The sequence below is a fragment of the Citrobacter sp. FP75 genome (genome assembly GCF_018342065.1).
In the GTDB taxonomy this organism is placed as follows: Bacteria; Pseudomonadota; Gammaproteobacteria; order Enterobacterales; family Enterobacteriaceae; genus Citrobacter.
In genome coordinates, this window is the sequence record NZ_JAFDOE010000004.1 from 345,861 (window position 1) to 358,240 (window position 12,380).

General features: G+C 52.4%; 13 protein-coding genes. 9 read left to right on the forward strand and 4 right to left on the reverse strand.

Features of this window, described 5'->3' with window-relative positions; translation table 11 throughout:
* Nucleotides 1–3: 3 nt before the first annotated feature.
* Entirely contained in the window at nt 4–669 is a 666-nt protein-coding gene (gene radC, locus JQ822_RS16205) for a RadC family protein (protein WP_213134324.1), read from the reverse strand.
* A gap of 170 nt (nt 670–839) precedes the next feature.
* On the opposite strand from radC, the gene coaBC reads away from it, so the two are divergent.
* The 3 genes from coaBC (at nt 840) to slmA (ending at nt 3,209) form a co-directional block, all read left to right on the forward strand.
* Complete coding sequence (gene coaBC / locus JQ822_RS16210; protein WP_213134422.1) at nt 840–2,060, forward strand: bifunctional phosphopantothenoylcysteine decarboxylase/phosphopantothenate--cysteine ligase CoaBC; 1,221 nt, start codon at nt 840–842, stop codon at nt 2,058–2,060.
* Nucleotides 2,038–2,496, forward strand: a complete 459-nt coding sequence (gene dut, locus JQ822_RS16215; protein WP_003827259.1) for a dUTP diphosphatase — start codon at nt 2,038–2,040, stop codon at nt 2,494–2,496. The genes coaBC and dut overlap by 23 nt, the downstream gene beginning before the upstream one ends.
* Before the next feature lie 116 nt (nt 2,497–2,612).
* Nucleotides 2,613–3,209: a nucleoid occlusion factor SlmA gene (gene slmA, locus JQ822_RS16220; RefSeq protein WP_213134325.1), complete on the forward strand. Its 597-nt coding sequence runs from the start codon at nt 2,613–2,615 to the stop codon at nt 3,207–3,209.
* Nucleotides 3,210–3,249: 40 nt separating this feature from the next.
* Here the strand turns inward: slmA and pyrE are convergent, their stop codons facing one another.
* Together pyrE and rph are read right to left on the reverse strand one after the other, a co-directional pair.
* Entirely contained in the window at nt 3,250–3,891 is a 642-nt protein-coding gene (pyrE, locus tag JQ822_RS16225) for an orotate phosphoribosyltransferase (protein WP_213134326.1), read from the reverse strand.
* 66 nt (nt 3,892–3,957) lie between these two features.
* Nucleotides 3,958–4,674 carry a ribonuclease PH gene (rph, locus tag JQ822_RS16230; protein WP_135323855.1) on the reverse strand — a complete coding sequence of 239 codons (717 nt, stop codon included), beginning with the start codon at nt 4,672–4,674 and terminating at the stop codon, nt 3,958–3,960.
* A gap of 125 nt (nt 4,675–4,799) precedes the next feature.
* Between rph and JQ822_RS16235 the strand changes: the two genes are divergently transcribed.
* Entirely contained in the window at nt 4,800–5,663 is an 864-nt protein-coding gene (locus tag JQ822_RS16235; RefSeq protein WP_213134327.1) for a YicC/YloC family endoribonuclease, read from the forward strand.
* Nucleotides 5,664–5,921: 258 nt separating this feature from the next.
* A complete protein-coding gene (locus JQ822_RS16240) occupies nt 5,922–6,539 on the forward strand; it encodes a trimeric intracellular cation channel family protein (protein ID WP_213134328.1) in 618 nt (205 codons plus the stop codon).
* Here JQ822_RS16240 and ligB read toward each other — a convergent pair.
* On the reverse strand, nt 6,536–8,215 hold the full coding sequence (gene ligB, locus JQ822_RS16245; RefSeq protein ID WP_213134329.1) for an NAD-dependent DNA ligase LigB: 1,680 nt from the start codon (nt 8,213–8,215) through the stop codon (nt 6,536–6,538). The genes JQ822_RS16240 and ligB overlap by 4 nt on opposite strands.
* A 260-nt stretch (nt 8,216–8,475) precedes the next feature.
* On the opposite strand from ligB, the gene gmk reads away from it, so the two are divergent.
* From gmk to trmH, 4 genes are all read left to right on the forward strand, one after another.
* Nucleotides 8,476–9,099 carry a guanylate kinase gene (gene gmk / locus JQ822_RS16250; protein ID WP_005122601.1) on the forward strand — a complete coding sequence of 208 codons (624 nt, stop codon included), beginning with the start codon at nt 8,476–8,478 and terminating at the stop codon, nt 9,097–9,099.
* A 54-nt stretch (nt 9,100–9,153) separates the two neighbouring features.
* The gene (gene rpoZ / locus JQ822_RS16255; protein ID WP_002442542.1) at nt 9,154–9,429 is read left to right on the forward strand and encodes a DNA-directed RNA polymerase subunit omega; all 276 of its coding nucleotides are present in this window, start codon (nt 9,154–9,156) and stop codon (nt 9,427–9,429) included.
* Nucleotides 9,430–9,447: 18 nt separating this feature from the next.
* Entirely contained in the window at nt 9,448–11,559 is a 2,112-nt protein-coding gene (gene spoT, locus JQ822_RS16260) for a bifunctional GTP diphosphokinase/guanosine-3',5'-bis pyrophosphate 3'-pyrophosphohydrolase (RefSeq protein ID WP_213134330.1), read from the forward strand.
* A gap of 129 nt (nt 11,560–11,688) precedes the next feature.
* On the forward strand, nt 11,689–12,378 hold the full coding sequence (gene trmH, locus JQ822_RS16265) for a tRNA (guanosine(18)-2'-O)-methyltransferase TrmH (RefSeq protein WP_213134331.1): 690 nt from the start codon (nt 11,689–11,691) through the stop codon (nt 12,376–12,378).
* Nucleotides 12,379–12,380 lie beyond the last annotated feature (2 nt).

Sequence of the window (12,380 nt, forward strand, 5' to 3'; positions counted from 1 at the left end):
GCGTTAAATCCAACCACGTTCTGCAAAAGAAACGTACTCTCCGCGCCCAATGACGAGATGATCAAGCACCCGAACATCCATGAACTGACAGCATTTCACCACACGCTCGGTGATGAGTTTATCTGCTTTGCTCGGCTCTGCACACCCCGAAGGGTGATTATGCGCAAGGATCAGCGCTGACGCATTCATTTTTATCGCCTCGCGGACAATTTCTCGCGGATGTACCTCAACATGACTCAAGGTGCCAGAAAAAAGCGTACTGTGTTTAATCACGCGATGCTGGGCATCAAGAAAGATCACCAGAAAGATCTCCCGTTCTTCTTGCGAGAGCTGACTTTGCAGAAACTCACGCACCATTTCCGGGCTCAGTAGCGAACGCTCCTCCATCACACGCACGTTATAGTAACGTTTTGCCAGTTCAGCAATGCCTTTTAGCTGGGAATACTTCGCCACCCCCATGCCTTGAACCTGGCTAAAATCCATGTAATCAGCCGACAACAAGCCATAAAGAGAACCAAAATGTTGCAGTATCTCTTTTGCCAGCGTCAAAACACCTGTACCCCGCGATCCGGTACGTAAGAAAAGTGCCAATAGCTCAACATCTGTAAGCGATTCAACCCCTAAAGCCATCATCTTTTCCCTGGGCATCAAATATTCCATCTCTTCCATGCTTCCCCTCCTTTAGTGCTCAGATGGTTGCATAACGCCAACCACGAAGCGACGCACTGTTTTCACTTCTTCGTGATGCCTCGCAAAGTGAAGCGCCGGCAAAAGCACGACTCATTGCGGATTGTGATAAAATATCCGCCTTCTGGTGAAACCCAACAGGAAAGATCATGATGAGCCTGGCCGGTAAAAAAATCGTACTTGGCGTCAGTGGCGGCATCGCTGCATACAAAACTCCCGAGCTGGTACGCCGTTTACGGGAACGTGGCGCAGACGTTCGCGTGGCAATGACCGAAGCGGCAAAAGCCTTTATTACGCCCCTGAGCTTACAGGCAGTTTCGGGCTATCCCGTTTCCGACAGCCTGCTTGACCCCGCCGCAGAAGCCGCGATGGGTCATATTGAACTGGGGAAATGGGCCGATTTAGTTATCCTTGCACCCGCCACGGCAGATCTGATTGCGCGTATTGCCGCAGGCATGGCCAACGATCTGGTTTCAACGATCTGCCTGGCAACGCCAGCGCCTGTTGCCGTACTGCCAGCAATGAACCAGCAGATGTACCGCGCCGCCGCGACGCAGCACAATCTGAGCGTTCTCTCGTCACGTGGCTTGCTCATCTGGGGACCAGACAGCGGCAGCCAGGCCTGTGGCGATGTTGGTCCTGGGCGTATGCTGGATCCGTTAACAATTGTGGATCTGGCGGCGGAGCATTTCTCGCCTGTCAACGATTTGCAACATCTGAACATCATTATTACAGCGGGTCCTACACGCGAACCACTTGATCCCGTGCGCTACATTTCCAACCACAGCTCCGGGAAGATGGGTTTCGCCATCGCCGCTGCCGCAGCAAAGCGTGGCGCTAACGTCACGCTGGTATCAGGTCCGGTTTCGTTACCCACACCGCCTTTTGTCCAGCGTGTTGATGTGATGACGGCGCTGGAAATGGAAGCTGCCGTGCAATCAGCAGTGCAGCATCAGCATATCTTTATCGGCTGCGCCGCCGTTGCTGATTATCGCGCTGAAACCGTAGCCCGTGAAAAAATCAAAAAGCAGGCGACGCAGGGTGATGAATTAACAGTAAAAATGGTCAAAAACCCGGACATCATCGCCGGTGTTGCCGCACTGGATGCTAACCGTCCTTTTGTCGTTGGGTTTGCCGCCGAAACAAATAATGTGGAAGAATATGCCCGGCAAAAACGCATCCGCAAAAACCTTGATGTGATCTGTGCGAACGATGTTTCGCTGTCTACTCAAGGATTTAACAGCGACAGCAACGCATTACACCTTTTCTGGCAGGATGGAGATAAAGTCTTACCGCTTGAGCGCAAAGAACTCCTGGGCCAATTATTACTCGACGAGATCGTGACCCGTTATGATGAAAAAAATCGACGTTAAGATTCTGGACCCGCGCGTAGGGCAACAATTTCCACTCCCGACGTACGCCACTTCTGGCTCTGCCGGACTTGACCTGCGCGCCTGTCTTGATGACGCCGTAGAACTGGCCCCTGGCGCAACCACATTGGTGCCAACCGGGTTAGCCATTCATATCGCCGATCCCTCGCTGGCAGCAGTGATGCTACCGCGCTCCGGGTTGGGCCATAAGCACGGTATTGTGCTCGGCAACCTGGTAGGTTTGATTGATTCCGACTATCAGGGTCAGTTGATGGTATCTGTCTGGAACCGTGGCCAGGACAGCTTCACTATCGAACCGGGCGAGCGTATTGCACAGATGGTCTTTGTACCCGTCGTGCAGGCCGAATTTAATCTGGTGGAAGAGTTTGAAGCCACCGATCGTGGCGAAGGCGGCTTCGGCCATTCCGGGCGCAAGTAACCCGTAGAGAACCATCCCACAGCGTAATAACGCAATAACATACCGCAAACAGCCGTTTGCGGTCGCTGTGTGGATGCCTGCCTGGCAAGTGCTTATTTTCAGGGGTATTTTGTAACATGGTAGAAAAACAAACTGCGAAAAGGAATCGTCGCGAAGAAATACTTCAGTCGCTGGCGCTGATGCTGGAATCCAGTGATGGAAGCCAGCGCATTACGACAGCAAAACTGGCAGCCTCTGTTGGCGTATCCGAAGCGGCATTGTATCGCCATTTTCCCAGCAAGACCCGCATGTTCGATAGCCTGATTGAGTTTATCGAAGACAGTCTGATTACCCGTATCAATCTGATTCTGAAAGATGAAAAAGACACCAGCGCGCGTCTGCGTCTGATCGTATTGCTGATTTTAGGGTTTGGTGAACGTAATCCTGGTCTGACGCGCATTCTGACCGGTCACGCCCTGATGTTTGAGCAAGATCGTCTGCAGGGACGCATTAACCAGCTGTTTGAGCGCATCGAGGCCCAGTTGCGCCAGGTTCTACGAGAAAAAAGAATGCGTGAAGGCGAAGGTTACGTCATGGATGAAACGCTGCTGGCCAGCCAGTTACTGGCTTTCTGCGAAGGCATGCTGTCTCGTTTTGTCCGTAGCGAATTTAAATACCGCCCAACGGACGATTTTGACATCCGCTGGCCGTTAGTGGCTGCTCAATTGCAGTAACACTGTTGCCCGATGGCGCTGCGCCTATCGGGCAATTGATTTACACTCCAAACTCTTCGCGATACGCCCGCACAGCGGCCAGATGCTCTGCCATCTCTGGCTTCTCTTCCAGATACGCAATCAGGTCTTTCAGAGTAATGATTGAAATAACCTTGCAGCCATAATCACGTTCCACTTCCTGGATAGCGGAAATCTCACCACGGCCCCGTTCCTGACGATCGAGAGAAATCAGTACTCCAGCCAACGTCGCGCCATTCGCCTGGATTATCTCCATAGACTCACGAATTGCCGTACCGGCGGTTATCACGTCATCCACCAGCATTACACGCCCCTGTAATGCGCTACCGACAAGATTGCCACCTTCACCGTGGGTCTTCGCCTCTTTACGGTTAAAGCAGTACGGCAAATCTAAATCGTGGTGTTCCGCCAGCGCAACGGCGGTCGTCGTAGCAATGGGAATACCTTTGTACGCCGGGCCAAACAGCAAATCGAAATCAATGCCGGAATCCACCAGCGCTTCGGCATAAAAACGGCCTAACAGTGCCAGGTCGCGCCCGGTATTAAACAGCCCGGCGTTGAAGAAATAGGGGCTCTTGCGCCCGGATTTCAGCGTAAATTCGCCAAACTTTAGTACCTGCTTGCTAAGCGCAAACTCAATAAACTGGCGCTGATACGGTTTCATGGATTCGCTCCTCATCTCACTTTATTACAGACAAAAAAAAAGGCGACTCATCGGTCGCCTTTAAAATCAATTTTCTAACGCCGCTTTCTGCGTCGCTACAATGGATTCGATTCCCCCTCGGGCCAGCGCCAGTAGGGTGAGAAGTTCTTCATGAGTGAACGGCTCACCTTCCGCCGTGCCCTGCACTTCAATAATGCGACCGTCTTCGGTCATCACCACGTTCATGTCAGTTTCTGCCGCAGAGTCTTCAACGTACTCCAGATCGCAGAGCGCTTCGCCATTCACAATACCCACAGACACCGCAGCGACCATTCCTTTCATTGGGTTGGTTTTCAGTTTTCCGCTGGCGACAAGTTTATTCAGCGCATCTGCCAGTGCAACGCAAGCACCGGTAATCGATGCAGTACGGGTACCGCCGTCCGCCTGAATGACGTCGCAATCCAGGGTAATAGTGAATTCACCGAGCGTCTTCAGATCAACAGCTGCACGCAGTGCACGGGCGATCAGACGCTGAATTTCCATGGTACGACCGCCCTGCTTACCTTTTGCCGCTTCACGCGCGTTACGGGTATGGGTGGCGCGTGGCAACATGCCATATTCTGCGGTGATCCAGCCCTGGCCCTGGCCTTTCAGAAAGCGCGGTACGCCTTCATCTATAGAAGCGGTGCACAGCACTTTGGTATCACCAAATTCGACCAGCACAGAGCCTTCAGCGTGTTTTGTATAATTACGGGTCAGGGTGACGGGACGCACCTGGTTGGCACTACGACCTGCTGGACGCATGATAAAATCTCCGGCTTGAAACGAATGTGGCTGCGCATTATACGGAGTTCCGACTGTTATTCCTATCCTGACAAGACAGGGATGGCTATAATCCTTCCATCTTATTTTTAAAAACAGGAACGTCTATGATCCGCAGCATGACCGCCTACGCCCGGCGTGAAATCAAGGGTGAATGGGGTAGCGCTACCTGGGAAATGCGCTCGGTAAACCAGCGTTATCTGGAAACCTATTTTCGTCTGCCGGAACAGTTCCGTAGTCTTGAACCTGTTGTACGTGAACGCATCCGCACGCGTCTGACACGCGGTAAAATCGAATGTACGCTGCGTTTTGAGCCTGATGCCAGCGCACAAGGTGAGCTGCTGCTGAATGAAAAGCTCGCTAAACAACTCGTCACCGCCGCAAACTGGGTCAAAATGCAGAGCGATGAAGGTGAAATTAATCCGGTTGATATCCTGCGTTGGCCAGGCGTAATGGCAGCACAGGAACAAGACCTGGATGCCATTACCGCTGAGATCCTTGCCGCGCTTGACGGTGCGTTGGATGATTTTATCGTCGCTCGTGAAACCGAAGGCCAGGCGCTGAAAGCGTTAATCGAACAACGTCTGGAAGGCGTCAGCACCGAAGTGGCGAAAGTCCGCGCGCATATGCCGGAAATCCTGCTGTGGCAGCGTGAACGTCTGGTTGCTAAACTGGAAGACGCCCAGGTTCAGCTGGAAAATAACCGCCTTGAACAAGAGCTGGTGCTGATGGCACAGCGCATCGATGTGGCGGAAGAGCTAGATCGTCTGGAAGCCCACGTTAAAGAAACCTACAACATCCTGAAGAAAAAAGAGGCGGTTGGCCGTCGTCTGGACTTTATGATGCAAGAATTCAATCGTGAGTCGAACACTCTGGCTTCCAAATCCATCAATGCCGAAGTCACTAACTCAGCCATTGAGCTGAAGGTATTGATCGAACAAATGCGCGAGCAGATCCAGAACATCGAGTAAGCCATTTCCCCACGTAGCCCGTCGATAAGCGGCGGCGCTACGTGTATTTTTCAGCTGTCAGTCTCTTTCACCGTCACTTCAGATTATATTTTCTCATCATTTATTATCACTATTTATAATTTAAAGTGCATACCGTCTGGTATTTTTACTCAATTCGCATTAGCCATAATTATTAAAATCGCTTCACCTTAGAAAATCTCAATCGTGACAACGCGCACAAATCGCTAAGCTTAGCCCCCAGAAAATCAGGGGAAATACATGCTGTTACACGTTTTATACTTAATTGGCATCACTGCTGAAGCCATGACGGGCGCACTGGCGGCGGGTCGTCGTCGCATGGACACATTTGGCGTCATTATTATTGCCACCGCGACAGCCATTGGCGGCGGGTCCGTACGTGACATTCTTCTTGGCCATTACCCTCTCGGTTGGGTCAAACACCCCGAGTACGTCATAATCGTGGCGACCGCCGCGGTGCTTACCACGATTATTGCTCCCGTCATGCCCTATCTGCGCAAAATATTCCTCGTACTGGACGCGCTGGGACTGGTGGTCTTCTCAATTATCGGCGCGCAGGTTGCACTGGATATGGGACACGGGCCGATCATTGCCGTTGTTGCTGCCGTCACTACCGGTGTCTTTGGTGGCGTGTTACGCGACATGTTCTGCAAACGTATTCCGCTCGTGTTCCAGAAAGAACTGTATGCCGGAGTGTCATTTGCCGCTGCGGTGTTGTACATCGTGCTACAACATTATGTTTCCAACCACGATGTAGTGGTTATCTCCACCCTGCTTTTCGGTTTTACCGCGCGATTACTGGCACTGCGCCTGAAGTTAGGACTGCCGGTATTTTATTATCGCCATGAAGGCCATTAAGGCATAAAACCGGTAATACGCTGAGCGGCTAACCAGTTGCTCAGCGCGTTGACTTCCCGATTATCCCGCCACTGAATCATCTGCCTGGTACGACGTTCCCCCATTGATGGAAGCTGGCGCCAACTGCTTTCGTCGCGTGCCTGTAATTGCTGCCACGAACTATCACGACTGGCATTTAGCGTCGCCTGCGTTAACGGTACCCCCATGGCGCTTATCCAGCGAGTAAAAGGACGCTGGCGTGACAGGTTGAACTGATACCACAACTTCCCTCCTCTGCTTATCCCAAGTGCAGACTGTAATTGCTCCTGGGTTAACGCCAGCCAGGAAAAAATATGCTCAAAACGATACACCTGATGAAGTTCCCGCCATCCCGCTTCGCCGATCCCCTCAATATCAAGTACTTCTTTTGCACTCAGCCAGGCCAGTCGGGCAATAAACTGTTCCTGGCACTCCGGCGTGCCATAAAAACAGCTCAATGAATTGAAGTGCCCTTTTGGTGGCGTGGGTTTAGTACGCTGGGTGCTACGCCAGACAACCTCATCGATGCGGGGAATACCCTGCCCGGCCAGACTTATCAGAAGATGATCGCCTGGGGCAATATCCCATTCGTCCCAACGCCGTACAGAGCCGACATTGACGCGCTGCACCCGTTTATCATCCAGCATGACGGGTGCCAGTATAGCGACCACGGCAATTTTCCCACTTTTACCGACAGAGAACTGAATATCCGTGACCTCTGACACCCGGGATACCGGAGAATACTTCCAGGCCACCAGCCAGTCTCCTTGTCCGGGTAACCAGTTTCGCGCTTGCGGTTCTTTTCCCATGCGCACCACCACGCCATCCGTCACGAAAGGTAATTCAGTGCTCCACCAGCGTGCACGGGCGCGCTCGACCTCATCGGCATCTTTCACGGACAGGGTATAGCGTTGAGTAAAGCCGAATCCTGCATCAGCAAGCAGCCTGAGTCTTTCCGGCATGACCGCCGGACCATCTGGCCAGGCCCAGATGAAAATGGCCAGGGAACGCAGCAACTCAGAGTCACCCTGGCGCATCATCATTCCGGCCACCTTCGAGCGGGCATTCATTCCACCACTCTGTTGTTGGATGTGCTGCTCTTGCAGCAAAAATATCTCCCCTTGCAGCGTGCTGTTCGCCAGCAGACCTTTGGTGGTATGCGGTACTGAAGGGATCAGGAGAACTTTTTGCGTCCAGTCTTCACCTTTTAGTCCATTTCCGCGGCTAATCGCCCTGATCAGATTGCCATTCCGATAAACCAGCGTTACCGCAACTCCGTCGACCTTCGGTTGCACCCATATATCGCTGCGGTTACGCAACCATTGCTGCACAGCTTGCTTATCGGCAAGTTTACGGACACCGGTGTGGGGAACAGGATGCGATATCGTCCCGTTAATCGGTGGGGTAGACGGGTCTACCTGGGCATCCTCACCAAAACAGCGCTGCCATTGCGTTAACTGCGCATTGAGCTGGTCATAAACACCATCGTCAACGACGCTGATTCCTTGTTGCCAGTAGCTGGTATCCCACTGGGTTATCTGCTGTTGTAGTCGTGAAATTTCCTCGTTTGCCCGGGCTGGTGACCAGACGGGACACGCCGCCCATACCGGCAAGTGCCATATCAGTAAAATCAGCACCATGCTTTTCCATAACCCCATTGCCACCTCCATGAACAATACGTTGCCCGGCAGGTATAGCGCGAAGTAGCAGAGAAACAGAGGGGTAAAAATTCATCGTACGAGCGGCTTTCCGGACATTTTTACTTGTTGCAGCAAATCCCCTATAAAACAGGAAAAAGATACGCAAAACGCAATAATCCTGCGCAAAAAGTGTGACAAGGGCTACGTCACATAGCGGCTACGTGTATAATAAGCCCGTATGTAGGCTCTCTTTCGACAATCACATACATAAGATACTCATGGCTCAAGGCACGCTTTATATTGTTTCTGCCCCCAGTGGCGCGGGTAAATCCAGCCTGATTCAGGCTTTATTAAAAACCCAACCGTTGTATGACACCCAGGTTTCTGTTTCGCACACCACGCGCGCTCCGCGTCCGGGGGAAGTGCATGGCGAACACTATTTTTTTGTGAACCATGATGAATTCAGAACCATGATTGGCAGAGATGCGTTCCTGGAACACGCTGAGGTATTCGGCAATTACTACGGCACCTCGCGTGAGGCAATTGAGCAAGTACTGGCATCGGGCGTCGATGTTTTTTTAGATATCGACTGGCAAGGTGCGCAGCAAATTCGTGAAAAAATGCCGCATGCACGCAGTATTTTTATTTTGCCACCTTCTAAGATTGAGCTAGACCGCCGCCTGCGTGGCCGTGGTCAGGATAGCGAAGAAGTTATCGCAAAACGTATGGCGCAAGCTGTTGCAGAAATGAGCCATTACGCCGAATATGATTATCTGATTGTGAATGATGACTTCGATACTGCCCTGGGCGATTTGAAAACAATCATTCGCGCCGAACGTCTGCGCATGAGCCGCCAAAAGCAGCGTCATGACGCTTTAATCAGCAAACTGTTGGCAGACTGAACCCACATTCAGTATCATGCCCAGTCATTTCTTCACCTGTGGAGCATTTTAAGTATGGCACGCGTAACTGTTCAGGACGCTGTAGAGAAAATTGGTAACCGTTTTGACCTGGTACTGGTCGCCGCGCGTCGCGCTCGTCAGATGCAGACTGGCGGAAAGGATCCGCTTGTACCGGAAGAAAACGATAAAACTACCGTAATCGCGCTGCGCGAAATCGAAGAAGGTCTGATCAACAACCAGATCCTCGACGTACGTGAGCGCCAGGAACAGCAAGAGCAGGAAGCCGCTGAATTACAAGCCGTTACCGCAATTGCTGAAGGTCGTCGTTAATCACAAAGCGGGTCGCCCTTGTATCTGTTTGAAAGCCTGAATCAACTGATTCAAAACTACCTGCCGGAAGACCAGATTAAGCGTCTTCGGCAGGCGTATCTCGTTGCACGTGACGCTCACGAGGGCCAGACACGTTCAAGCGGTGAACCCTATATCACGCACCCGGTAGCAGTAGCCTGCATTCTGGCCGAGATGAAACTCGACTATGAAACGCTGATGGCCGCGCTGCTGCATGACGTGATTGAAGATACCCCTGCCACCTACCAGGACATGGAACAGCTTTTTGGTAAAAGCGTTGCAGAACTGGTTGAAGGGGTCTCTAAGCTTGATAAGCTTAAGTTTCGCGATAAGAAAGAGGCGCAGGCCGAAAACTTTCGCAAGATGATTATGGCGATGGTGCAGGATATCCGCGTCATTCTCATCAAACTTGCCGACCGTACCCACAATATGCGCACGCTGGGCTCATTACGCCCGGATAAGCGTCGCCGCATCGCCCGTGAAACCCTCGAAATCTACAGTCCGCTGGCACACCGTTTAGGTATTCATCACATTAAAACCGAGCTGGAAGAGCTGGGTTTTGAAGCGCTGTACCCAAACCGCTATCGCGTGATTAAAGAAGTGGTTAAAGCCGCTCGCGGCAACCGCAAAGAGATGATTCAAAAAATCCTCTCGGAAATCGAAGGGCGTTTGCAGGAGGCAGGCATTCCGTGTCGCGTAAGCGGTCGTGAGAAACACCTGTACTCTATCTACTGCAAAATGGTGCTCAAAGAGCAGCGTTTTCACTCGATCATGGATATCTACGCGTTTCGCGTTATCGTTCATGACGCCGATACCTGCTATCGCGTACTCGGCCAGATGCACAGCCTGTATAAACCCCGTCCAGGCCGTGTTAAAGACTATATCGCCATTCCGAAAGCGAACGGATATCAGTCTTTGCACACCTCGATGATCGGCCCGCACGGAGTTCCGGTTGAAGTACAAATTCGTACTGATGACATGGACCAAATGGCGGAGATGGGGGTAGCGGCGCACTGGGCTTATAAAGAGCACGGTGAAACGAGCACCACGGCACAAATCCGCGCCCAGCGCTGGATGCAAAGCCTGCTGGAACTGCAGCAGAGCGCTGGTAGCTCATTTGAATTCATTGAAAGCGTCAAATCTGATCTCTTCCCGGATGAGATTTATGTTTTCACACCGGAAGGGCGCATTGTTGAGCTGCCTGCCGGTGCTACACCTGTCGACTTCGCTTACGCCGTGCATACCGACATTGGGCATGCCTGCGTTGGTGCGCGCGTCGACAGACAGCCTTACCCGCTTTCGCAGTCACTTTCCAGCGGTCAGACCGTTGAGATCATTACCGCACCGGGCGCGCGTCCGAATGCGGCATGGCTCAACTTTGTCGTCAGTTCGAAAGCCCGCGCCAAAATTCGCCAGCTGTTGAAAAATCTCAAGCGCGATGATTCCGTCAGCCTGGGGCGTCGCCTGCTTAACCATGCCTTAGGTGGCAGCCGTAAACTGGCTGAGATCCCGCAGGAGAGCATCCAGCGTGAGCTTGAGCGCATGAAGCTCGCCACGCTTGACGATCTGCTCGCAGAAATCGGTCTGGGTAACGCCATGAGCGTAGTGGTGGCGAAAAACCTCCAGCAGGGTGACGTGTCGGCGAATGTTCCCGCACAATCCGGCCACGGCCATCTGCCAATCAAAGGCGCCGACGGTGTGCTGATCACCTTCGCGAAATGCTGTCGTCCACTTCCTGGCGATCCGATCATTGCCCACGTCAGCCCGGGTAAAGGTCTGGTTATCCACCATGAATCCTGCCGTAACATCCGTGGTTACCAGAAAGAGCCAGAGAAATTTATGGCTGTGGAATGGGACAAAGAAACGGAGCAGGAATTCATCACCGAAATCAAGGTGGAGATGTTTAACCACCAGGGTGCTCTGGCTAACCTGACGGCGGCAATCAACACAACCACCTCCAATATTCAGAGTCTGAATACTGAAGAAAAAGACGGCCGCGTCTACAGCGCCTTTATTCGCCTGACCGCCCGGGATCGTGTGCATCTGGCGAATATCATGCGCAAAATCCGCGTCATGCCGGACGTGATTAAAGTCACCCGTAACAGAAACTAATTTTCTACACGAAATCATTCGAATTGCATCAAGGCGGCAAGCGAATGAATCCCCATGAGCGTACTAAAGTACGTGACTGGGGTGAGTGAGAGCAGCTAACGCCGAGGCAATTTGAAGGATGATGTGTATATGAATGAACAGCGTTATGCACGAATCTGTGAGATGCTCGCACGGCGTCAGCCCGATCTGACCGTCTGCATGGAGCAGGTCCATAAACCTCATAACGTTTCTGCGATCATTCGTACCGCAGATGCTGTCGGCGTACACGAAGTCCATGCCGTCTGGCCGGGCAGCCGCATGCGTACCATGGCCTCTGCTGCAGCGGGTAGCAATAGCTGGGTGCAGGTGAAGACTCACCGTACCATTGGTGATGCGGTCACTCATTTAAAAAGCCAGGGCATGCAGATTCTGGCAACGCATCTCTCTGATAAGGCAGTCGACTTCCGCGAGATTGATTACACGCGCCCCACCTGTATCCTGATGGGACAAGAAAAAACCGGTATCACCCAGGAAGCGTTAGACCTTGCAGATCAGGACATCATCATACCCATGACTGGCATGGTGCAGTCGTTGAACGTGTCGGTCGCCTCCGCGCTGATTCTGTACGAAGCACAACGCCAACGGCAAAACGCCGGGATGTACCGGCGAGAAAACAGCATGCTGCCAGAAGATGTACAGCAACGCCTGCTGTTCGAAGGGGGTTATCCGGTGCTGGCCAACGTGGCTAAGCGTAAAGGTCTCCCCTATCCCCACGTCAATACGCAGGGCGAAATTGAAGCCGACGCCGCGTGGTGGGCCACTATGCAGTCCGCGAGATAAAT

Excerpts from the sequence above, each read along its gene's own strand:
- radC (WP_213134324.1), bottom strand. The coding sequence starts at position 669 with ATGGAAGAGATGGAATATTTGATGCCCAGGGAAAAGATGATGGCTTTA.
- coaBC (WP_213134422.1), top strand. The coding sequence starts at position 840 with ATGAGCCTGGCCGGTAAAAAAATCGTACTTGGCGTCAGTGGCGGCATC.
- dut (WP_003827259.1), top strand. The coding sequence starts at position 2,038 with ATGATGAAAAAAATCGACGTTAAGATTCTGGACCCGCGCGTAGGGCAA.
- slmA (WP_213134325.1), top strand. The coding sequence starts at position 2,613 with ATGGTAGAAAAACAAACTGCGAAAAGGAATCGTCGCGAAGAAATACTT.
- pyrE (WP_213134326.1), bottom strand. The coding sequence starts at position 3,891 with ATGAAACCGTATCAGCGCCAGTTTATTGAGTTTGCGCTTAGCAAGCAG.
- rph (WP_135323855.1), bottom strand. The coding sequence starts at position 4,674 with ATGCGTCCAGCAGGTCGTAGTGCCAACCAGGTGCGTCCCGTCACCCTG.
- JQ822_RS16235 (WP_213134327.1), top strand. The coding sequence starts at position 4,800 with ATGATCCGCAGCATGACCGCCTACGCCCGGCGTGAAATCAAGGGTGAA.
- JQ822_RS16240 (WP_213134328.1), top strand. The coding sequence starts at position 5,922 with ATGCTGTTACACGTTTTATACTTAATTGGCATCACTGCTGAAGCCATG.
- ligB (WP_213134329.1), bottom strand. The coding sequence starts at position 8,215 with ATGGGGTTATGGAAAAGCATGGTGCTGATTTTACTGATATGGCACTTG.
- gmk (WP_005122601.1), top strand. The coding sequence starts at position 8,476 with ATGGCTCAAGGCACGCTTTATATTGTTTCTGCCCCCAGTGGCGCGGGT.
- rpoZ (WP_002442542.1), top strand. The coding sequence starts at position 9,154 with ATGGCACGCGTAACTGTTCAGGACGCTGTAGAGAAAATTGGTAACCGT.
- trmH (WP_213134331.1), top strand. The coding sequence starts at position 11,689 with ATGAATGAACAGCGTTATGCACGAATCTGTGAGATGCTCGCACGGCGT.